Source organism: Streptomyces sp. NBC_00554 (assembly GCF_041431135.1).
GTDB lineage: Bacteria > Actinomycetota > Actinomycetes > Streptomycetales > Streptomycetaceae > Streptomyces.
The window spans coordinates 7,929,384-7,950,153 of record NZ_CP107799.1 but is presented as its reverse complement, the minus strand read 5'-3'; the positions used below and the strand labels follow the sequence as shown (position 1 = coordinate 7,950,153).

The 20,770-nt window shown below is 70.0% G+C and carries 20 protein-coding genes; 8 read left to right on the top strand and 12 right to left on the bottom strand.

The features are described from left to right. Window positions 1-140 precede the first annotated feature (140 nt). Window positions 141-908: an enoyl-ACP reductase FabI gene (gene fabI, locus OG266_RS35035; RefSeq protein ID WP_326724029.1), complete on the bottom strand. Its 768-nt coding sequence runs from the start codon at window positions 906-908 to the stop codon at window positions 141-143. Between the two features lie 5 nt (window positions 909-913). Continuing rightward, window positions 914-1,633: a 3-oxoacyl-[acyl-carrier-protein] reductase gene (gene fabG / locus OG266_RS35030; protein ID WP_266466342.1), complete on the bottom strand. Its 720-nt coding sequence runs from the start codon at window positions 1,631-1,633 to the stop codon at window positions 914-916. Between the two features lie 309 nt (window positions 1,634-1,942). Here fabG and OG266_RS35025 point away from each other — a divergent pair, with 309 nt between their 5' ends. The 3 genes from OG266_RS35025 to tyrS are packed head-to-tail and all read left to right on the top strand — an operon-like array spanning window position 1,943 to window position 6,176. Beyond that, entirely contained in the window at window positions 1,943-3,466 is a 1,524-nt protein-coding gene (locus tag OG266_RS35025) for a TldD/PmbA family protein (RefSeq protein WP_266466339.1), read from the top strand. Further along, window positions 3,463-4,863, top strand: a complete 1,401-nt coding sequence (locus OG266_RS35020; protein WP_371550626.1) for a metallopeptidase TldD-related protein — start codon at window positions 3,463-3,465, stop codon at window positions 4,861-4,863. Before OG266_RS35025 ends, OG266_RS35020 begins: the two co-directional genes overlap by 4 nt. Before the next feature lie 44 nt (window positions 4,864-4,907). Beyond that, entirely contained in the window at window positions 4,908-6,176 is a 1,269-nt protein-coding gene (tyrS, locus tag OG266_RS35015) for a tyrosine--tRNA ligase (RefSeq protein ID WP_371550624.1), read from the top strand. Window positions 6,177-6,245: 69 nt separating this feature from the next. Here tyrS and OG266_RS35010 read toward each other — a convergent pair whose 3' ends face one another. Then, entirely contained in the window at window positions 6,246-6,521 is a 276-nt protein-coding gene (locus OG266_RS35010) for a GlsB/YeaQ/YmgE family stress response membrane protein (RefSeq protein ID WP_266466328.1), read from the bottom strand. Window positions 6,522-6,766: 245 nt separating this feature from the next. Here OG266_RS35010 and OG266_RS35005 point away from each other — a divergent pair, with 245 nt between their 5' ends. Together OG266_RS35005 and OG266_RS35000 are read left to right on the top strand one after the other, a co-directional pair. Then, window positions 6,767-7,153: a DUF3099 domain-containing protein gene (locus OG266_RS35005; protein WP_371553072.1), complete on the top strand. Its 387-nt coding sequence runs from the start codon at window positions 6,767-6,769 to the stop codon at window positions 7,151-7,153. A gap of 268 nt (window positions 7,154-7,421) precedes the next feature. After that, on the top strand, window positions 7,422-7,664 hold the full coding sequence (locus OG266_RS35000) for a hypothetical protein (RefSeq protein WP_266466325.1): 243 nt from the start codon (window positions 7,422-7,424) through the stop codon (window positions 7,662-7,664). Here the strand turns inward: OG266_RS35000 and moaA are convergent. The 3 genes from moaA to OG266_RS34985 all read right to left on the bottom strand — a co-directional run bounded on the left by moaA (window position 7,661) and on the right by OG266_RS34985 (window position 10,771). Continuing rightward, entirely contained in the window at window positions 7,661-8,650 is a 990-nt protein-coding gene (moaA, locus tag OG266_RS34995) for a GTP 3',8-cyclase MoaA (protein WP_371550621.1), read from the bottom strand. The two genes, OG266_RS35000 and moaA, sit on opposite strands and share 4 nt — an antisense overlap. Before the next feature lie 148 nt (window positions 8,651-8,798). After that, a complete protein-coding gene (locus OG266_RS34990; protein ID WP_266466320.1) occupies window positions 8,799-10,418 on the bottom strand; it encodes a cation acetate symporter in 1,620 nt (539 codons plus the stop codon). Further along, window positions 10,415-10,771: a DUF485 domain-containing protein gene (locus OG266_RS34985; RefSeq protein WP_266466317.1), complete on the bottom strand. Its 357-nt coding sequence runs from the start codon at window positions 10,769-10,771 to the stop codon at window positions 10,415-10,417. Before OG266_RS34985 ends, OG266_RS34990 begins: the two co-directional genes overlap by 4 nt. Window positions 10,772-11,150: 379 nt before the next feature. On the opposite strand from OG266_RS34985, the gene OG266_RS34980 reads away from it, so the two are divergent. After that, the gene (locus OG266_RS34980; protein WP_371550618.1) at window positions 11,151-12,677 is read left to right on the top strand and encodes a S8 family serine peptidase; all 1,527 of its coding nucleotides are present in this window, start codon (window positions 11,151-11,153) and stop codon (window positions 12,675-12,677) included. Window positions 12,678-12,755: 78 nt separating this feature from the next. On the opposite strand, the gene OG266_RS34975 is transcribed toward OG266_RS34980, so the two are convergent. Beyond that, the gene (locus tag OG266_RS34975; RefSeq protein ID WP_371553070.1) at window positions 12,756-13,097 is read right to left on the bottom strand and encodes a DUF6281 family protein; all 342 of its coding nucleotides are present in this window, start codon (window positions 13,095-13,097) and stop codon (window positions 12,756-12,758) included. 75 nt (window positions 13,098-13,172) lie between these two features. Next, complete coding sequence (locus tag OG266_RS34970; protein ID WP_371550616.1) at window positions 13,173-14,225, bottom strand: peptidase M10; 1,053 nt, start codon at window positions 14,223-14,225, stop codon at window positions 13,173-13,175. Window positions 14,226-14,710: 485 nt separating this feature from the next. On the opposite strand from OG266_RS34970, the gene OG266_RS34965 reads away from it, so the two are divergent. Both OG266_RS34965 and OG266_RS34960 read left to right on the top strand, forming a co-directional pair. Continuing rightward, window positions 14,711-16,096 carry a CoA transferase gene (locus OG266_RS34965; protein WP_371550615.1) on the top strand — a complete coding sequence of 462 codons (1,386 nt, stop codon included), beginning with the start codon at window positions 14,711-14,713 and terminating at the stop codon, window positions 16,094-16,096. Window positions 16,097-16,238: 142 nt separating this feature from the next. Beyond that, window positions 16,239-17,255 (top strand): CopD family protein, encoded by a 1,017-nt coding sequence (locus tag OG266_RS34960; protein WP_371550613.1) that lies wholly within the window; start codon window positions 16,239-16,241, stop codon window positions 17,253-17,255. A 51-nt stretch (window positions 17,256-17,306) separates the two neighbouring features. Here OG266_RS34960 and OG266_RS34955 read toward each other — a convergent pair whose 3' ends face one another. From OG266_RS34955 to OG266_RS34940, 4 genes are all read right to left on the bottom strand, one after another. Beyond that, the gene (locus tag OG266_RS34955; protein WP_266466304.1) at window positions 17,307-18,350 is read right to left on the bottom strand and encodes a zinc-dependent alcohol dehydrogenase family protein; all 1,044 of its coding nucleotides are present in this window, start codon (window positions 18,348-18,350) and stop codon (window positions 17,307-17,309) included. Window positions 18,351-18,390: 40 nt separating this feature from the next. After that, entirely contained in the window at window positions 18,391-19,062 is a 672-nt protein-coding gene (locus tag OG266_RS34950; protein WP_371550611.1) for a lysoplasmalogenase, read from the bottom strand. Then, entirely contained in the window at window positions 19,059-19,931 is an 873-nt protein-coding gene (locus OG266_RS34945; protein ID WP_371550609.1) for a sterol desaturase family protein, read from the bottom strand. The genes OG266_RS34950 and OG266_RS34945 overlap by 4 nt, the downstream gene beginning before the upstream one ends. A gap of 130 nt (window positions 19,932-20,061) precedes the next feature. After that, window positions 20,062-20,760, bottom strand: a complete 699-nt coding sequence (locus OG266_RS34940) for a VIT family protein (RefSeq protein ID WP_371550607.1) — start codon at window positions 20,758-20,760, stop codon at window positions 20,062-20,064. Window positions 20,761-20,770: the final 10 nt, after the last annotated feature.

Genomic DNA, 20,770 nt, shown 5'->3' with positions numbered 1-20,770 from the left:
TCCTCCCAGCGTGCGCGGTGCGTCGTCCCGGATGCCCGTCAAATAGGCCTAACGGGTGACGCCCCGCTCCCCGCGCGCTGCGGGAAACGGGGCGTCGGCCTCGTACGAGAAATTCGGCCTCGTAGGAGAACTACGAGAGATCACGCACCGATGGCGTGCAGACCGCCGTCCACGTGGATGATCTCGCCGGTGGTCTTCGGGAACCAGTCGCTCAGCAGCGCGACGACGCCCTTTCCGGCCGGCTCCGGATCCTTGAGGTCCCACTCCAGGGGAGCACGGGAGTCCCACACGGCGGCCAGCTCGCCGAAGCCCGGGATGGACTTGGCGGCCATGGAGCCGATGGGGCCCGCGGAGATCAGGTTGCAGCGGATGTTCTGCTTGCCCAGGTCACGCGCCATGTAGCGGCTGGTGGCCTCCAGGGCGGCCTTGGCCGGGCCCATCCAGTCGTACTGCGGCCAGGCGTACTGCGCGTCGAAGGTGAGGCCGACGACGGAGCCGCCGTTCTGCATCAGCGGCAGGCAGGCCATGGTCAGCGACTTCAGGGAGAAGGCGGAGACGTGCATGGCGGTGGCGACCGACTCGAACGGGGTGTTGAGGAAGTTGCCGCCGAGAGCGTCCTGCGGGGCGAAGCCGATGGAGTGCACGACGCCGTCGAGGCCGCCCAGCTCCTCGCCGACCAGGTCGGCCAGGCGGGCGAGGTGCTCGTCGTTGCTGACGTCGAGCTCGATGACCTTGGTGGGCTTGGGAAGCTTCTTGGCGATGCGCTCGGTCAGCGTGGGCCGCGGGAACGCGGTCAGGATGATCTCGGCGCCCTGCTCCTGGGCCAGCTTGGCGGTGTGGAAGGCGATGGAGGACTCCATCAGCACACCGGAGATCAGGACGCGCTTGCCCTCGAGAATTCCGCTCATGGTGATCAGTGACCCATGCCCAATCCGCCGTCTACGGGAATGACGGCTCCAGTGATGTACGAGGCGTCGTCCGAGGCCAGGAACCGCACCGTCGCGGCCACTTCCTCGGGCTGCGCGTAACGGCCCAGCGGCACCTGCTTCATGATGGCCTCACGCTGGTCGTCGGTGAGCGCCTTGGTCATGTCGGTGTCGACGAAGCCGGGCGCGACGACGTTGAAGGTGATGTTGCGCGAGCCCAGTTCACGGGCGAGCGAGCGCGCGAACCCGACCAGGGCGGCCTTGGAGGCGGCGTAGTTCGACTGGCCGGGACCGCCCATCAGACCGACGACCGACGAGATCAGGACGACACGGCCCTTCTTGGCGCGCAGCATGCCGCGGTTGGCGCGCTTCACGACGCGGAAGGTGCCCGTGAGGTTGGTGTCGAGGACGGACGTGAAGTCCTCCTCGGACATGCGCATCAGGAGCTGGTCCTTGGTGACGCCGGCGTTGGCGATCAGGACCTCGACCGGACCGTGCTCGGCCTCGATCTCCTTGTAGGCCTGCTCCACCTGCTCGGTGTCGGTGATGTCGCACTTGACGGCGAGGCAGCCCAATTCGGTGAGCGCGGTCGGCGGCTCACCGGAGCGGTATGTGATCGCGACCTTGTCGCCGCCCTCGGCGAACGCGCGGGCGATGGCGAGGCCGATGCCCCGGTTGCCTCCGGTGACGAGAACCGAGCGGCTCAACGGATCACCCTTTCGATAACGGTCTGGAACCCCTGCAGGACAGGCGCCTTACTCGAAAACCTATCGGTCCTGTCCGGCTCGCGAAGAATCGGGCACCGACAGTGGCGTAGGGGACTCACTGTCGGATCCCTACAGAAAGCCGTGGTTCGCAGACCGAAATCGATAGTCCGCAGGGCGAGAGGCTCGGTCCGCGGACCGAAAGAGGCGTCGGCCGACCGAAAGGCGCGGCCGGCAGCGGAAAGGCGTGGCCTCCGGGCCCGCCCGCGCGACATGATCGGTCCGACAGGCCACGACAGCAGGGAGACCTCCGTGCCTCATTCCATCGACGAAGCCTTCACGGCACTACCGCTGCGCGCCCTGGCCGATGCCGCGCTCGCGCGGGCCCGTGCCCTGGGCGCCGATCACGCCGACTTCCGGTTCGAGCGGGTGCGCAGCGCGGCGTGGCGGCTGCGGGACGCCAAGCCCGCCGGGTCCTCGGACACTACGGACCTCGGGTACGCGGTGCGGGTGGTGCACGGCGGGACCTGGGGGTTCGCGTCCGGGGTCGATCTGACGATGGACGCGGCCGCGAAGGTCGCGTCTCAGGCCGTGGCGATGGCGAAGCTGTCGGCCCAGGTGATCAAGGCGGCCGGGTCCGACGAGCGGGTCGAGCTGGCGGGTGAGCCGGTGCACGCCGAGAAGACGTGGATCTCCTCGTACGAGATCGACCCCTTCTCCGTACCGGCCGAGGAGAAGGCCGGACTGCTCGCGGAGTGGAGCGCGCGGCTGCTCGCGGCCGACGGCGTGAGCCATGTCGACGCCTCGCTGCTGACCGTGCACGAGAACAAGTTCTACGCCGACACCGCCGGGACCGTGACCACACAGCAGCGCGTACGGCTGCACCCGCAGCTGAACGCCGTCGCCGTCGACGAGTCCAGCGGCGAGTTCGACTCGATGCGGACCATCGCGCCGCCGGTCGGGCGTGGCTGGGAGTACCTGACGGGCACCGGCTGGGACTGGGAGTCCGAGCTGGAACAGATCCCGGAGCTGCTCGCCGAGAAGATGCGCGCGCCGAGCGTGGAGGCGGGGCTGTACGACCTCGTCGTCGACCCGTCCAACCTGTGGCTGACCATCCACGAGTCCATCGGGCACGCCACCGAGCTGGACCGGGCGCTCGGCTACGAAGCGGCGTACGCCGGGACCTCCTTCGCCACCTTCGACCAGCTGGGCAAGCTGCGGTACGGCTCCGAGCTGATGAACGTCACCGGTGACCGGACCGCCGAGCACGGGCTCGCGACCATCGGGTACGACGACGAGGGGGTGGCGGGCCAGTCCTGGGATCTGGTGAAGGACGGGACCCTCGTCGGCTATCAGCTCGACCGGCGCATCGCGAAGCTCACCGGGTTCGACCGCTCCAACGGGTGCGCGTACGCCGACTCCCCCGGCCATGTGCCCGTGCAGCGCATGGCGAACGTGTCGCTCCAGCCGGATCCCGCGGGGCTCTCGACCGAGGATCTGATCGGGAGTGTGGACCGGGGCGTGTACGTCGTCGGTGACCGGTCCTGGAGCATCGACATGCAGCGCTACAACTTCCAGTTCACCGGGCAGCGGTTCTTCAGGATCGAGAACGGCCGGATCACCGGCCAGCTGCGCGATGTCGCGTACCAGGCGACGACCACCGACTTCTGGGGCTCGATGGCCGCAGTGGGCGGCCCGCAGACGTACGTCCTGGGCGGCGCCTTCAACTGCGGCAAGGCCCAGCCGGGTCAGGTCGCGGCGGTCTCGCACGGCTGCCCGTCGGCCCTCTTCAAGGGCGTCAACATTCTGAACACCACGCAGGAGGCCGGTCGATGAGCACGACGTCTCGTACGAACAAGCCGCACGAGGTTGTCGAGCGCGCCCTCGAACTCTCCCGCGCCGACGGCTGCGTGGTGATCGCCGACGAGGAGTCGACCGCGAACCTGCGCTGGGCGGGCAACGCGCTGACCACGAACGGGGTCACGCGCGGGCGCACGCTCACCGTCATCGCCACCGTCGACGGCCGCGAGGGCACGGCGTCCGGCGTCGTCTCACGCTCGGCCGTGACCGCCGATGAGCTGGAGCCCCTGGTGCGGGCCGCGGAGGCGGCGGCGCGCGGCGCCGGTCCGGCCGAGGACGCCCAGCCGCTCGTCTCGGGCGTGGCGGAGTCCCCCGACTTCACGGACGCGCCCGGTGAGACCTCGTCCGCCGTGTTCGCGGACTTCGCGCCGGCGCTGGGTGAATCGTTCGCCCGCGCGCGGGCGGGTGGCCGCGAGCTGTACGGGTTCGCCAACCACGAGCTCGTGACCAGCTACCTCGGTACGTCGACGGGGCTGCGTCTGCGGCACGACCAGCCCAAGGGGACGCTGGAGCTCAACGCCAAGTCGCCGGACCGTACGCGTTCGGCCTGGGCGGGACGGTCGACCAGGGACTTCAAGGACGTCGATCCGGCAGCGCTGGACGCCGAGCTGGCCGTACGGCTCGGCTGGGCGGAGCGGCGCGTCGACCTGCCGGCGGGGCGCTACGAGACGCTGCTGCCGCCGACCGCCGTCGCGGACCTGCTGATCTACCAGCTGTGGTCGGCGGCGGCCCGGGACGCGGCCGAGGGCCGGACGGTGTTCAGCAAGCCCGGCGGCGGCACCCGCGTCGGCGAGAAGCTCACCGAGCTGCCGCTCACGCTGCGCAGCGACCCGAACGAACCCGGCCTGGAATGCGCCCCCTTCGTCCTCGCGCACTCCTCCGGCGACGACGCGTCCGTGTTCGACAACGGACTGCCGCTCTCCGCGACGGACTGGATCCGCGAGGGCACGCTGGCCCATCTCTCGACCACCCGGCACAGCGCGGGGCTGACCAAGCTCCCGGTGGCGCCGTCGATCGGCAACCTGATCCTGGACGGCGGCGACGACCGCTCCCTGGAGGAGATGGTCGCCGCCACCGAGCGCGGTCTGCTGCTGACCTGCCTCTGGTACATCCGCGAGGTCGACCCGGCGACCCTGCTGCTGACCGGGCTGACCCGGGACGGCGTCTATCTGGTCGAGAACGGCCAGGTCGTCGGTGAGGTCAACAACTTCCGGTTCAACGAGTCGCCGGTGGACCTGCTGGGGCGGGCGACGGAGGCGGGGCGGACCGAAAAGACTTTGCCGCGCGAGTGGAGCGATTGGTTCACTCGAGCTGCGATGCCCGCGCTCCGCATCCCGGACTTCAATATGAGCTCTGTCAGTCAGGGCGTATAACCTCGTACGAGCTCGACCGGACCTTCCAAGGAGATAAGAGAACCGTGACGGACATCGTCGACGAACTGCAGTGGCGGGGGCTGATCGCCCTCTCCACTGACGAGGACGCATTGCGCAAGGCGTTCGCGGACGGTCCCGTCACGTTCTATTGCGGCTTCGACCCGACCGCGCCCAGCCTGCATCTCGGCAACCTCGTGCAGATCCTCACGATGCGCCGGATCCAGCAGGCAGGCAACCGCCCGCTGGGCCTGGTCGGCGGCGCCACCGGCCTGATCGGCGACCCGAAGCCGAACTCCGAGCGCACGCTGAACTCCCCCGAGGTCGTCGCCGAGTGGGTGGGGCGGCTGCGCGCGCAGATCGCACCGCTGCTGGACTTCGAGGGTCCGAACGCCGCGGTGATGGTCAACAACCTGGACTGGACCCAGGGCCTGTCGGCCATCGAGTTCCTCCGGGACATCGGCAAGCACTTCCGGGTCAACAAGATGATCGCGAAGGAGGCCGTCTCCCGGCGGCTCAACTCCGACGCGGGCATCAACTACACGGAGTTCAGCTACCAGATCCTGCAGGGGATGGACTTCCTGGAGCTGTTCCGGAGGCACGGCTGCACGCTGCAGACCGGCGGCAGCGACCAGTGGGGCAACCTCACCTCGGGCACCGACCTGATCCACCGGGTCGATCCGGAGGCCGTGGTGCACGCGCTGGGCACCCCGCTGATCACCAAGGCGGACGGCACCAAGTTCGGCAAGACGGAGTCCGGCACGATCTGGCTGGACGCCGAGATGACCACGCCGTACGCGTTCTACCAGTTCTGGCTGAACGCGGACGACCGGGATGTCTCCAAGTTCCTGCGCATCTTCAGCTTCAGGTCCCACGAGGAGATCGAGGAGCTGGAGAAGCAGACCGAGGAGCGCCCCCAGGCCCGCGCCGCACAGCGCGCGCTCGCCGAGGAGCTGACGACTCTGGTGCACGGCGCCGACCAGACGGCCGCCGTGACCGCCGCGTCCAAGGCCCTCTTCGGTCAGGGCGAGCTGGCCGAGCTCGACGAGAGGACACTGGCCGCGGCCCTCTCCGAGGTGCCGCACGTCCAGGTCGCCGAGCTCGCTCCCGTGGTGGACCTCTTCGCGGAGGTCGGCCTGGTGGCCAGCAAGTCGGCCGCGCGCCGCACGGTCAAGGAGGGCGGCGCGTACGTGAACAACGCGAAGGTCCCCGCCGAGGACGCGGTCCCCGCCAAGGAGGACCTGCTGCACGGGCGCTGGCTGGTGCTGCGCCGGGGCAAGAAGAACCTGGCGGCGGTGGAGGTCACGGGGGGCTGAGGTCCTGCGTACGTACGGCGAAGGGGCGGGCCCGTGACGGGTCCGCCCCTTCGCCGTACGTACGCAGGCTCAGGCTTTCTGCTTGTTGCCCCGTACTGCCATGTAGGCCATGTCTCCCAGGAAGACGATGACGACCGCGGCCGCCAGCTGCAGCCCGTGCCGGCCCCAGTCGATGCCGCGCGTCTCGTCGATCCCGATGCCCCGGGCGATCGCGTTGCCGACGATGGCGCCGATGATGCCGAAGACAGTGGTCAGCCAGAGAGGGCTGTGCTGCTTGCCCGGAAGAATGGCCTTGGCCAGCAGGCCCAGCACAAACCCGACGATGATCGCCCACAACCAGCCCATGTCTGCCTCCTAGTACGGCTCTACGTGAGCAGTACGCTCAGTCTCGGTCTGTCCTCCATACGGCGCATGTCGGGCGGAGCCATACGCGGTACGACGCAGGAAGTCCGGCCCGTGGGAACCGGCCCCGGTCTCGAAGACGACGCAGCCACGGCGTAACGTGGAGCGTGTTCGGGCCTGCTTCCCTGACCGCGTTCGGACCGGGCACGGGCCGGGGAGAGTCCGACACAGGCGGGTGGTGGAAAGTGCTGCGGAAGCGGAGCAACGGCCAGGTCTTCCGGATCACCGGGGCCAGGCAGGGGCTCGACGAGGACGTACGGGGCAGGCAGCGCCGCTATGTCATCTCGATGTCCGTCCGCACGGTCGCCGTGATCCTCGCCGCCACTCTCTGGAACGTCGAGCGCCATGTCGCTTTTGTCGCCCTCGTACTGGGCGTACTCCTGCCGTACATCTCCGTGGTGATCGCCAACGCGGGCCGCGAGAACGTGCCGTCGCTGCCCTCTACTTTCGTCGCCGCCCCCACCCGTCCGATGATCGCGCCGCCGAGGCAGGAGGGTTTCGCGGACCCCGTGCCGGAGGACGTCGCGGCCGACCCCGGGGCGCGGCTGCGGGCCGAACCGCACGACCCGAGCTGACCCCGTCCCGGCCCTTCGCCACCCCCGGGCCGACCATGGAGGATCCGCCGAAAACGGAATCCAAGCGGGCGCCAAGCTCAAGAAAAGCTCAGATCAATCATGTTGTTCCGGTGCCAGGCACCGGGTCCCCCATGACATACTTCGTACGCGCTCCGCATCCCCCGTCGGAGCGACGGACCGACGCCGGGCAGCTCCCCCCGTGGCTGCTCGGCGTCGCCTTTTTGGGAGCTGTTTCCGGTGCCGTTCCGGCGCCGTCTAGGGTGGAGGCGTGACCTTCCCGTTCTTCCCCGATGACTCCCCCTCCACTCCCCAGTGCTCGGCCAAGGCCTGCCGCGCCGATGCGGAGTGGGTGCTCGCGTGGAACAACCCGAAGCTGCACACTCCGGAGCGCCGCAAGACGTGGCTCGCGTGCGAGGACCACCGCGAGCACCTCTCCAAGTTCCTTGGTGTACGCGGCTTCCTGAAGGACGTGGTGCCCTTGGCGGAGTGGGAGTCGGACGAAGTCCGCTAGCCGCCGATCGCCGACATCGGCCGCTCCGGCTGGAGGAACGACGGATCGTCCAGGCCGGAGCCCGCCTTCTTGCCCCACATCGCGAGCCGCCATATGCGGGCGATCTCCTCGTCGGGAGCGTCCGAGCGCAGGGCGGCACGCAGGTCGGTCTCCTCCCTGGCGAACAGGCAGGTGCGGACCTGGCCGTCGGCCGTGAGGCGCGTACGGTCGCAGGCCGAGCAGAACGGGCGGGTGACCGAGGCGATCACGCCGACGCGATGCGGGCCGCCGTCGACGAGCCAGCGCTCGGCGGGGGCGGAGCCACGTTCGGCGCTACCTTCCTCGGTGAGCTCGAAGCGGGTGCGCAGCGAGGTGAGGATGTCACCGGCGGTGACCATGCCCTCGCGCTTCCAGCCGTGCTGGGCGTCCAGGGGCATCTGCTCGATGAACCGCAGTTCGTAGTCGTGCTCGACGGCCCAGGCCAGCAGGTCCGGGGCCTCGTTCTCATTGAGGCCCGGCATCAGGACCGTGTTGACCTTGACCGGGGTCAGGCCGGCGTCGCGGGCGGCTTCGAGGCCGTCGATGACGTCCTTGTGGCGGTCACGGCGGGTGAGGGTCTTGAAGGCGTCGGGGCGCAGGGTGTCCAGCGAGACGTTCACCCGGTCCAGGCCCGCCGCCTTCAGGGCCGCGGCCGTGCGCTTGAGGCCGATGCCGTTGGTGGTCAGGGACATCTGGGGGCGGGGTTCCAGGGCGGCGACCCGCTCGACGATGCCGACGAGGCCGGGGCGCAGCAGGGGCTCGCCGCCAGTGAAGCGGACCTCCGTGATGCCGAGGCCGGTGACCGCTATGCCGATGAGGCGGACGATCTCGTCGTCCGTGAGCACCTCGGACTTGGTCAGCCACTGCAGGCCCTCCTCGGGCATGCAGTACGTGCAACGCAGGTTGCACTTGTCGGTCAGCGAGACGCGCAGGTCGGTGGCCACTCGGCCGTAGGTGTCGATGAGCACGTGGGCCCCCTCCCCTCGATGCGGTTCATTTTTGTCAGACACCAGCGAGCCTACGTGACAGGACTGACATCGAGAGGGGCCCGATCCCACGAGACACGGCGCGGCCGCGTCGTAGAGATCTACGACGCGGCCGTCACCGAAGAAATACTCAGTGCGCTCCGGTACCGGTGAGGGAGCGAACCTCCAGCTCGGCGTACTTGCCGGTGTCCGGCTCCTCCTTCGAGAGGATGGTGCCGAGCCAGCCCAGCAGGAAGCCGACCGGGATCGAAATGATGCCCGGGTTCTCCAGCGGGAACCAGTGGAAGTCGACGTCCGGGAACATCGACGTGGCCTTGCCCGAGACCACCGGCGAGAACAGCACCAGGCCGACGGCCGTGGTGAGACCGCCGTAGATCGACCAGAGGGCGCCCTGCGTCGTGAACTTCTTCCAGAAGAGGCTGTAGAGGATCGTCGGTAGGTTGGCGGAGGCGGCGACCGCGAACGCGAGCGCGACCAGACCGGCGACGTTCAGGTCGCGGGCGAGGGCGCCGAGGCCGATGGAGACGACACCGATGGCGACCGTGGCGTAGCGGGCGGCCCTGACCTCTTCCTTCTCGGTGGCCGTGCCCTTCTTGATGACGTTCGCGTAGATGTCGTGCGCGAACGAGGAGGACGAGGCCAGGGTCAGACCCGCGACGACCGCGAGGATGGTGGCGAAGGCGACCGCCGAGATGGTGGCCAGCAGGATCGCGCCCCAGGCCGAGTCGACTCCGCCGAGGTGCAGCGCGAGCAGCGGGGCCGCCGTGTTGCCCGCCTTGTTGGAGGCGATGATCTCGTCCTGCGAGATGAGGGCCGCCGCGCCGAAGCCGAGCGCGATGGTCATCAGGTAGAAGCCGCCGATGATGCCGATCGCCCAGTTCACGGACTTCCGCGCGGCCTTGGCGTTCGGCACCGTGTAGAAGCGGATCAGGATGTGCGGCAGACCGGCGGTGCCGAGGACCAGTGCGATGCCCAGCGAGATGAAGTCGATCTTCGAGGTGGTCGTGAGGCCGTACTTCAGGCCGGGCTCCAGGAACGCCGAGCCCTTGCCGCTGTTGGTGGCCGCCGAGCCGAGCAGGTCGGAGATGTTGAAGTTGAACTTGAGCAGCACGAGGAAGGTGATGAGCAGGGTGCCGCTGATGAGCAGGACGGCCTTGACCATCTGGACCCAGGTGGTGCCCTTCATGCCGCCGATCGTCACGTACACGATCATCAGCAGGCCGACGAGCGCGACGATGCCGACCTTGCCCGCGTCGCTGGTGATGCCGAGCAGCAGCGAGACCAGGACGCCGGCGCCCGCCATCTGGGCCAGCAGATAGAAGATCGAGACGACGATCGTGGAGGTGCCTGCCGCCGTACGGACCGGGCGCTGGCGCATCCGGTACGCGAGCACGTCGCCCATCGTGTACTTGCCGGAGTTCCGCAGCGGTTCGGCGACCAGGAGCAGCGCCACCAGCCAGGCGACGAGGAAGCCGATGGAGTAGAGGAAGCCGTCGTACCCGAAGAGGGCGATCGCGCCGGCGATGCCGAGGAAGGACGCGGCGGACATGTAGTCGCCGGAGACGGCGAGCCCGTTCTGGAAGGCGCTGAACTGGCGCCCGCCGGCGTAGAAGTCGGCCGCGTCCTTGGTCTGGCGGCCCGCCCAGACGGTGATGACGAGAGTCGCCACGACGAACACCGCGAACAGGGAGATGATCAGCGGCCGGTGCTCGCTGGCTTCACCGGCCGCGAGAACGAACTGGGGGCTCATTCGCCGCCCTCCATCCGGGACTTGATGGCTTCGCCCTTGGGGTCGAGGTTCGCGGCGGCGTGCCGCGAGTACCACCAGGCGATGAGGAACGTGGTGAGGAACTGGGCGAGACCGAGCACCAGGGCGACATTGATGTTGCCGAAGAGCTTGGTGCCCATGAAGTCGCCCGCGTAGTTCGAGAGCAGGACGTACAGCAGGTACCAGGCGATGAAGCCGATGGTCAGCGGGAAGGCGAAGGAGCGGTGGGAGCGGCGCAGTTCACCGAACTCGGCGCTCTCCTGCACCTCGATGAACTCCTGGGTGGAGGGGGCGTGGGGTTCTGTCTTCGAGGGGGGCGGTGCGTCGGTAGCCACGGAGTCTCCTCGCGTTGCGGGTGCGGTGACGACGGTGGACGGGGGCGAGTCGGAACTCGCGGACGGGGACGGACTGGGCACGGACATGGCTGTTTCTGACCTCACGTTTACGCGGACCACGTGGGCCGGACGGCGATGTCAGGTGTCCACGGGCGTGATCCAACAGGGGGCACGATCGTGCTCGTGCTCCCTGCTCAACGTCACGGCGCCACGCATGGACCGGTTCAACTCGGATCACTTCTTTCGGAAGTCGTCGCCGGAAGTCATTGCTGGCCAGGTCGGGCGGGGGATAACTTCGGGCCTGCACCACTCCGTCATGTACCTGCCCGGGCACCACCCGTGTTCGGGCCGCTCGTTTTCCGGATGATGTGGAGATCCCATGGCTCATCTGCGTTCCAGACGCCGCCTCGCCCTCGCGGTGCCGGTCGTCCTGTCGCTCACCGCCTCGCTCGGTTTCCTGCCGGGTGCCGCCACGGCCGCCCCGCTCACGGCGACCGCCGCGACGAGCGCGGACGGCCCGGTCCTGTCGTACGTGGTGAACACCAAGGCCGACCACCGCACGGTCGAGTCGGTGAAGAAGGCCATCGCCAAGGCCGGCGGCACCGTCGTCATCGCGTACGAGAAGATCGGTGTGATCGTCGTCCATTCGGCCAACCCGGTCTTCGGCGAGCAGATCCGCGCGGCCCGCGGAGTGCAGACGGCGGGTGCGACGCGGACGGCGCCGCTGACCGCCGCGGGGACCACGGAGGAAGGCGCGGCGCAGATGCTGTCGGCCGCGGACGCCGCCGAGCTGTCGCAGAGCGCCGCGGCGGGCGCGGAGCCCCTCGAGGCCGACCAGTGGGACCTGCGTGCGATCGGCGCCGACAAGGCCGCGAAGATCAACCCGGGCAGCAGGAACGTGACGGTCGCCGTGATCGACACCGGCGTCGACGACACCCACCCGGATCTCGCCCCGAACTTCTCCGCCTCGCAGTCCGCGAACTGCGTGGGCGGCAAGCCGGACACGACGTACGGCGCCTGGCGCCCCGTGGACGCCGACCACTACCACGGCACGCATGTCGCGGGTGAGATCGCCGCGGCCCGCAACGACATCGGTGTGGCGGGCGTCGCGCCGGGTGTGAAGGTCGCGGGCATCACGGTGGCCGAGCCGGACGCCGGTCAGCTCTTCTTCCCGGAGAGCGTCGTCTGCGCCTTCGTGTTCGCCGCCGACCACGGCGTCGAGATCACCAACAACAGCTACTACGTGGACCCGTGGCTCTACAACTGCCTGGACGACCCCGACCAGCGGGCGATCGTCGACGCGGTGAACCGGGCCCAGCTGTACGCCCAGAAGAAGGGCACCCTCAGTGTCGCCGCAGCGGGCAACTCCAACCACGACCTCGACTCGGACGCCATCCTCGACGAGTCCAGCCCCGACGACTCGACTCCGGTGCCGCGCACGATAGACCCGCACGAGTGCTTCGACATCCCGACCCAGCTGCCGGGTGTCGTCACGGTGAGTTCGACCGGCGTCAACAGCACCAAGTCGTACTTCTCCACCTACGGCTACGGTGTCATCGACGTCGCGGCGCCGGGCGGCGACCGCTACCAGATCCCGGACACGCCGTCGCAGAACGGCCGCATCCTCTCCACGATGCCGAACAACCAGTACGGCTTCCTGCAGGGCACGTCGATGGCGTCGCCGCACGCCGCGGCCGTGGCCGCGCTGCTGAAGTCCAAGTACCCCAAGGCGACCCCGGCCCAGCTCCAGGCGCTTCTCAAGGCCCAGGCGGACAACCCGGGTTGCCCGACCGACCCGTACGACGGGAACGGCGACGGTGTCGTCGACGCCACCTGCGTGGGCGGCAAGCGCCTGAACGGCTTCTACGGGGCCGGGATCATCAACGCGCTGAAGGCGGTCAAGTAACCCCGGGGACGATCCCCGGGCGAACGACTGGAAACAGCAGGTCGGGCCGGTGCGGGGCGGTGACGCCCCGCACCGGTGTCAGGATCCGTCGACCAGTTTCTGCACCTCGGGCGGCAGTTCCTTGTTCGAGTAGACGGCGACGAGCCGCGCGTCCGCAGGCGTGTCGCCGACCGCGATGGCCATCTCGGGTGGGATGCCGTCCACTTCGTAGGCCGTCATCGTGTCCGCCGGCAGGGTCTCGTCCTGACCGCCGGTGTCGTCGCAGGCCGGGTGGGTGGCGGTGCCCAGCTTTCCGCCGGCCTTGAACGTCACGTCCGCGACGTCCTCGTACGTCCGGTCCTGGTACAGGATCCGGTAGGCGCAGGACGCCGCCCCGTCGCCGTCACTGCTGCTGCTCGTCGTGCACGCCGCAGCCGCCACGGCCAACGCCGTCAACATCATTGGCAGAACCGCGGATCGCCCGGACCATCTCATCGACGCCTCCATGGGGGCTGCCTAGTAGATACTGCGCAGCGCCAGGATCTCGCCCTTGCCGAGGGTCCTGGCGATCGTCTTGCACCTGAACGAATCCGTGTACATGGTGAGGTTCTCGTGCCCCGCCCCGACATGACCGAGTCCGAAGATGTGTCCGGCCTCGTGCGTACCGACGGAGCGGACGTCGAAGTACCTGTTCGCGCAAGTGCTGGTCGGCTTGTTCGTGAAGTCCTTGTCGTACGTGTTGAAACGGACGTCGGCCTCACGCAGATCGTTCTTCACCCCCGGCATCGACCAAGTGTACGAACAGGTCGTGGCGACGGCGGTGTCCTTGATGTCGCCGGCGTCCCACACGCTGAGGCCGTCCTGGCCGGTGCACTGGCTGCTCTTGTTGACGCTCGCCTCCCGGCTGGTGGTGGCCAGGTAGTTCTCCTTGGCGCCGACCGAGTCGCTGTAGCCGCAGTTGTTGTAGCTGTCGGTGATGTTGTCGAGGGCGTCCATGAACACGTATATGGCGTCGTTCTTGGACAGCCCGGCGGGCAGACCGCCGTCGCCGATGTACCAGTTGTAGGTGCCGTACTCCTTGCGGTCGTCCGTCTTGTACGCACCGTCGCTGCATGCCGACGGCGAGGCGGCGGCGTCCACGTCGGCCACCTCGGCCTCGGTGGAGGAGTCCGCGGAGTCGGTGACCGTGTCCGCCTCCGCCGGGACGTCGGACGCCGGGTCGGGTGTCGTCGGCTCGGGCACGTCGTGGCCGGCGGTGGAGGAGTCCGCGGTGGCTCCCTCGAGGAGGTAGGAGATCTTGCCGTCCGCCGCGACCTCCAGCGTGAATCCGTGTGACTCGCCGTCCACGGTGAGCATGTCGACGCTCACGGCCATGCCCGGCTCGGGCACGGTCACACCGGCACCGTCGTGGACGACGACCCGTCCGACCGCGCCGCACGTGATCACGGACGATCCGGTGGGCAGTTGCTCGACGCCCAGTTCCCCCGTCTCGGGAAGCTTGCACTCGGTCGTACCCGCATGCGCGCTGCCGGCGAAGGCCGACAATCCGGCCACGAGCGCGAACGCCATGACCGATCTTCCTACGAGTCCTGGGTTTCTCCCAGCCACTCTCCACCCCCTGAAATCGGCCCCGCTGTACGGGACTTGATCAATATCAGTGGAGAGTAGTCACCAATTGATCGCAAAACTTTCACAGTTCAAGACAAATGATCGCGCGGCGAAGGATGGGCTCTCCGGCGCGACTTCTGCGCCGGACGGCTGTTCACGGCGGTGCGCCGACATCCGGAGCCATGCCCGGCGCCCGGTCCTCGTCCACAAGCCCGAGATGCCCTGCTGTCTGCTGCCGGTTCCGGTTGGTGTTCCCCTGCTTCCCGATCCGCCCGCGGGTCGCCCCTGCCGATGTACCGGTCGGGTTCCGGAACATCCGGAACAGGGAGGAGGCTGGACAGCGGGCCGGAACGGCCTGTTCCCCACTCACGGAATTCCGCCCCGGCATGCTTCCCCTGTCACCCCGGGTCGACATGTTGATTCAGTACACCCGGCATAGTGCCTCTATGACTGCTGAGGACACCGAGTTCGTCTGGTCGGCGCTGGGTGGCGATGCCGCCCTGGTCTCGCGGATATCGAACGTCGTACGGGGTGGGGTACTGGAAGCGCGGCTGCCCGTACGGGAGTTGGCGCGGGCCTGTGTCGGGGCCTGCGCGCTGGCGGGCGCCGAGCTGGGCGCGCGGCGGGCCGGGCTGCCGGACGTGCCCGAGGTGCGGGTCGACGACGGTGCCGTCGCCACGGCGTTCGTGAGTGAACGCCATCTGCTGGTCGACGGGCGGGCGCCGGTGAACTTCGCGCCGCTGTCCCGGTTCTGGCGCGCCGCGGACGGCTGGGTGCGGACGCACGCGAACTATCCGCATCACCGGGCGCGGTTGCTGAGCGCGCTCGGGCTGCCCGGGGACGCGTCGGTGGACACCGTCGCCGGTCGCCTCGCCGAGCGGTCCGCCGTGGAGGTGGAGGACACGGTGTGCGCGGCCGGGGGCCTCGCCGTCGCCCTGCGTACGGCGAAGGAGTGGGCGGCGCACGAGCAGGGCGCGGCGGTGGCGCGCAGGCCGCTGCTGAGCCGGGAGCGGGTCGGCGACGCGCCGGTACGCGCGCTCGCGCCGCTCGCCGGTGACCCGCTGCTGCCCGCGGCGGGCGTACGCGTCCTGGACCTCACACGGGTCATCGCGGGCCCGGTCGCGACCCGTACGCTCGCCCTGCTCGGCGCCGACGTCCTGCGCGTGGACTCGCCGCGGCTGCCCGAACTCCCCGACCAGCACGCCGACACGGGCTTCGGCAAGCGGTCCGCCTCCCTCGATCTCGGCCACGCCGGCGACCGGGAGTCCTTCGAGGCGCTGCTCGCCGGGGCCGACGTCGTCGTCACCGGCTACCGGCCCGGCGCCCTGGACCGGTTCGGGCTCACGCCGGAGGCGCTGGCCGAGCGGCACCCCGGCCTGGTGGTGGCGCAGCTGTCGGCGTGGGGCGGGTACGGGCCATGGGCGGAGCGGCGCGGCTTCGACAGTCTGGTGCAGGTCGCGACCGGGATCGCGGAGACGGAGGGATCGGTGGAGCGGCCCGGTGCACTGCCCGCGCAGGCCCTCGACCACGGCACGGGGTATCTGCTGGCCGCCGCGGTGCTGCGTTCGCTCACCGAGCAGTCGGAGCAGGGCGGGACCCGGCTCGTACGGCTGGCCCTTGCGCAGACGGCGGCGTGGCTGGTGGGCGGGCTCGACGACTCGGGTGAGGGGGCCGCGGATGCCCCGTACGAGGCGGACGCCTGGCTCACCGAGAGGGACAGCGGGCTGGGGAGGCTGCGGTACGCCCGGCCGCCGGTGTCCTTCGCGGGCGGACCGGACGACTGGGCACGGCCGCCGGTTCCTCTGGGGGCGGACTCGGCCCGCTGGGCCTGATCCCGGGCCCGGGCCTGGGCCTGATCCCGGATCTGGGCCTGAGTCGCCCGGCCGACGGAGACGTACCCATGGGCGGAATGCCGTTCCGCCAGTTGTTTCACTGCACTTGCCCGGATCTGTGACGACTGGTGAAGATCTTGAGGTGACGTTGACAAGACCGACCGCCGAGGTGGCCGACGGACCCGAGCCGGCCCGGCGCCATGCCACCGGCCGGGCCGTCGCCGTGCTCGCCCTGGTGGCGGTGGCGGCCCTGATCCCGCTGCTCGGCCCGCGCGCCGCGCTGGACGGCACCGGAGAGGCCGCGCCCCCCGGCGCCGGCGGCATCGCCCTGCTGCGCGCGGTGCTGTTCGCGGCGCTGTGCGTCCCCGTGGGCGAGCTGTTCGCGGCCCGGCTGGCCCGCCGCGTGGGTGCGCCCCTGGGTGATGCGCCGCGCAGCTGGGCGCCGTTCGCCGCGGCCGCCGGTTTCGTGGCCGCGCTCGGGCTGGCCTCGGTAGTGGCCACCGGGAATCTGCTGCCCCATCACCTCTCCGACATGGACGTCGGCGGGCTCTACCAGACCCGGGAGGGCAAGCTCGCGCTCCTGGAGGTCAACGCCTTCGGAGTGGCCGGCCTCTGCGCCTTCTACCGCCGCCCCGCCCTCCAGGTGTGGCCGCTGGCCGCGGTGGCCGTCGCGGAGGCGCTGCGCGCCCACCCCCCGACGGAGGACAGCCCGCTGGTCGGCTCCGGCCTGACGCTCGTACACCTGATCTGCGCGTCGCTGTGGGTGGGCGGTCTGCTGTACGTCCTGCGGATGCTGCGGGAGTTGCGAAAATCGGGTCCTACGGAGACGGGGGTCGCGCTGCTCGGCCTCTACGCGCGCGTGGCGGCCGTCCTGTTCGCGGCGCTCACCGCGACGGGCACCTGGAGCGCGCTGCGCCGGATGCCGCCGGGGACGGTCCTGGACCAGCTGACGACGACGGCGTACGGGCGCACGCTGCTCGCCAAGTTGCTCCTGGTGGTCGCCGTGGCCGTCCTGGCCCTGTGGGCACGCCTGCGGCTGCGCCGGGCCACGGACCCGCTCAGCGCCTGCTCCCCCGCGCGCGCGGAGGTGCTGGCACTGGGCGTGGTCGTCGTGGTCTCGGGCGTGCTGACAGCGCTGCCGGTGCCGATCCGGTGGTGAGCCTGAAGGACGGCGTCAGTCAGTGACCAGCACCTTGCCCGACGAACGGCGTCAGTTGGTGACGAGCACCTTGAGAGCCGTGCGCTCGTCCATCGCCTTGTAGCCCTCGGGCACGTCCTCGATGCCGACCGTCCGGTCGAAGACGGGCGACGGGTCGATGGTCCCGTCGAGGATGTCGGGCAGCAGCTCCGGGATGTACGCGCGCACCGGCGCGACCCCGCCGCGCAGGGCGACGTTCCGGTCGAACATCACGCCCAGATCCAGCCCCGTACCACTGCCGTGCGGAACCCCGACGAAGCCGATGGCGCCGCCGTCGCGGGCGATGTTCAAGGCCGTCTTCATGGACTGCTCGGTTCCGACCGCCTCGACGACACAGTGCGCGCCCTGGCCCCGGGTCAGCTCCCGGACGGCCTCGACGGCCGCGTCGCCGCGCTCGGCGACGATGTCAGTGGCTCCGAAGAGGCGCGCGATGTCGGTGCGCGCCTGGTGGCGGCCGAGCGCGATGATCCGCTCGGCGCCGAGCCGCTTGGCGGCCAGCACGGCGCACAGCCCGACGGCGCCGTCCCCGACGACGGCGACGGTGGAGCCCTTCCGGACCCCCGCGCCGAGCGCCGCGTGGTGCCCCGTGCCCATCACGTCGGACAGCGTGAGCAGAGCCGACAGCAGGTGGTCGTCCGAGGCCGCGTCCTTGGGCAGTTGTACGAGGGTGCCGTCGGCGTAGGGAACGCGGACGGCCTCGCCCTGCCCGCCGTCGTGCCCGACGGCACCCCAGAAGCCGCCGTGCTCGCAGGACGTGGTGAGCCCTTCGCGGCAGTAGTCGCACACTCCGTCGGACCACATGAAGGGGGCCACGACCAGGTCGCCGCGCCTGACGCCGGTCACCTCGGAGCCGGTCTCCTCGACGATGCCGAGGAACTCGTGCCCGATCCGCTGCCCCGGCTGCCGCGCCGCCTCGCCGCGGTACGCCCACAGGTCGCTGCCGCAGATGCAGGACCGCAGCACCCGCACGACCGCGTCGGTGGGCAGCTGCACCACGGGCTCGGGAACGTCCTCCACGCGCATGTCGTACGGGGCGTGGATGGTGGTGGCGCGCATGGCGAGGGTCCTTCTCGTGCGGGGCGACGGTGGGATGCGCTCAGGGGGTGGTTGAGCGCATCCCACCGTACGCCGCCCTCGGCGCCGAACGCGCGCCGAGGGTGCCCAGCACGCCATCGACCAGCAGGAACTGGGCGGCGACGTACGTGAGCATGATCCAGAAGTCCGGCCTGGGGAGCTGCGGCCAGTCGGCGACCCCGGTCGCGATGAGCGTGTCGGAGAGCATGAAGAGGGCGCCGCCGACGCCCGCCACGGGCCCCAGCCGGGTCGCGCCGTACGCCATCGCGGTCAGCAGCAGGCTGTATCCGGCGACGGGGAGGCGCAGTTCGGCGGGCAGACCGGGCCACAGCAGGGTGACGGTGGCGACGAGGGCGATGCCGTACGCGCCGGCGAGCCATGCTCCACGCGCGCGTGGAGCGCTCTTGAAGAGCGCGAGGTAACAGACGTGACCCGCCGCGAAGGACGCCATCCCCGCGAGGAAGGCGGGTTCGGCGTCGAGGAGGAGCAGGGTGTCGCCGCCCCAGCCGAAGAGCAGCGCGGCGATGAGCAGCCGGGGTCCGCCGCGTGCGGCCGCATGGGCGGCGAGGAGGGGCATCAGGAGAGGCTTGGCAAGCGTGTGCCCGGGGTCGAAGTCCGCGGCCAGGGAGACGAGGTCCGCGGCGGCCGCCGCACCGAAGGAGACGAGGAGCACGCGCGCGAGGCGTGGGTTCACGCGACGGGCTCCGTGACCGGCGTCTTCGGAGCGGCCGTCTGCGCGGGCTGCCAGCCGGGCCCGCGGAAGACCCGCCCTGCCCGCTCGCGCCAACTGCCCGCCGCCTTCAGGTCCCTGGCGATGGCGGCGTACTCGTGGGTGGCGACGCGCAGGGGGTTGTACGTGGAGATGTTCTTGGTGAGCCCGTAGACGGGCCGCTCGGTCTCCTCGGTGAACGACCCGAAGAGGCGGTCCCAGACGATGAGGATGCCCCCGAAGTTGCGGTCCAGATAGCCGCCTTGGGAGGCGTGGTGGACGCGGTGGTGGGAGGGCGTGTTGAAGACGAACTCGACGGCCCGGGGCAGCTTGTCGATGCGCTCGGTGTGGATCCAGAACTGGTACACGAGGTTCGCGGACGAGCAGAACGCGAGCGCCGCCGGATGCACGCCGAGGGCGATGAGCGGGACGTAGAAGGGCCAGACGGTCCAGGTCGTCCAGGGCTGGCGCAGGGCGGTGGTGAGGTTGAACTTCCGGCTGGAGTGGTGCACGACGTGGCAGGCCCAGAGGATGCGGATGACGTGATGCCCGCGGTGCGACCAGTAGTAGAAGAAGTCCTGCCCGAGCAGCATCAGCGGGACGGTCCACCACAGGACGGGCACGCTCAGGGGCGTCAGTTCGTAGATCGCCGTGTACAGGGCGACGATCGGGATCTTCCACAGGAAGTCGAAGGCGAGAGAGCCAAGTCCCATGCCGACGCTCGTAGCGGCGTCCTTCGCCTCGTACCCCGCGGCATCCTCGTCGGGATGGATCCTGACGCTCACCATCTCGATCACGGTGAGCAGCAGGAAGGCGGGTATCGACCACAGCACGACATCGGGCAGGTTCGGCATGGGTGAACCGTAGGACCGCTGGTGAGCCCCGGCTAGGGGTTGTTACCGACAAGTATTACCGGCGGTACGCGCTTACTTCTTGGTGATCTCCGCCAATGGCCGGGGCTCTGCGCGAGGGCCCCGGCCGGATTCACCCCAGCAAGACCCCCGCCGCGTACGTCACCGCCATCGCCAGCCCGCCCCCGACCACGTTCCGCAGCACCGCCCGCCGCGGGTCCGCCGCCCCAAGGCCCGCGCTCGCCCACCCGGTGACGACCAGGGCGGCGAGGACCGACACCACGGTGACGGGCACGCGCCAGTCGCTCGGCGGGAGGACGATCGCGAGCAACGGCAGGAGCGCGCCGACCGTGAACGACAGGAAGCTCGCCCAGGCCGCGTTCCACGGGTTGGTGAGGTCGTCGGGGTCGATGCCGAGCTCCACGCGCGCGTGGGCCCTAAACGCGTCCCGCTCGGTGAGCTGCTCGGCCGCCTCGCGGGCCACGTCCCGGGTCAGGCCCCGCTCCTCCAGGAGTCCGGTCAGTTCCTCGAGTTCGGCCTCCGGCTGTTCCCGAAGCTCCCGTTTCTCCAGCTCCAGCGCGGCCTTCTCGGAGTCCCGCTGTGTGGACACCGACACGTACTCGCCCGCCGCCATCGACATGGACCCGGCCAGCAGGCCCGCGAGCCCCGCCGTGAGCAGCGTCTGGCTGTCGCTGGTGGCGCCGGCCACGCCGACGACGATGCCCGCGGTGGAGATGATGCCGTCGTTGGCGCCCAGGACGGCGGCCCGCAGCCAGTTGAGCCGTGAACCGAGGCTGCCGCCGTGGGCCTCGTCGTGCGTAGGTTGCGTCACACGGGGAGGA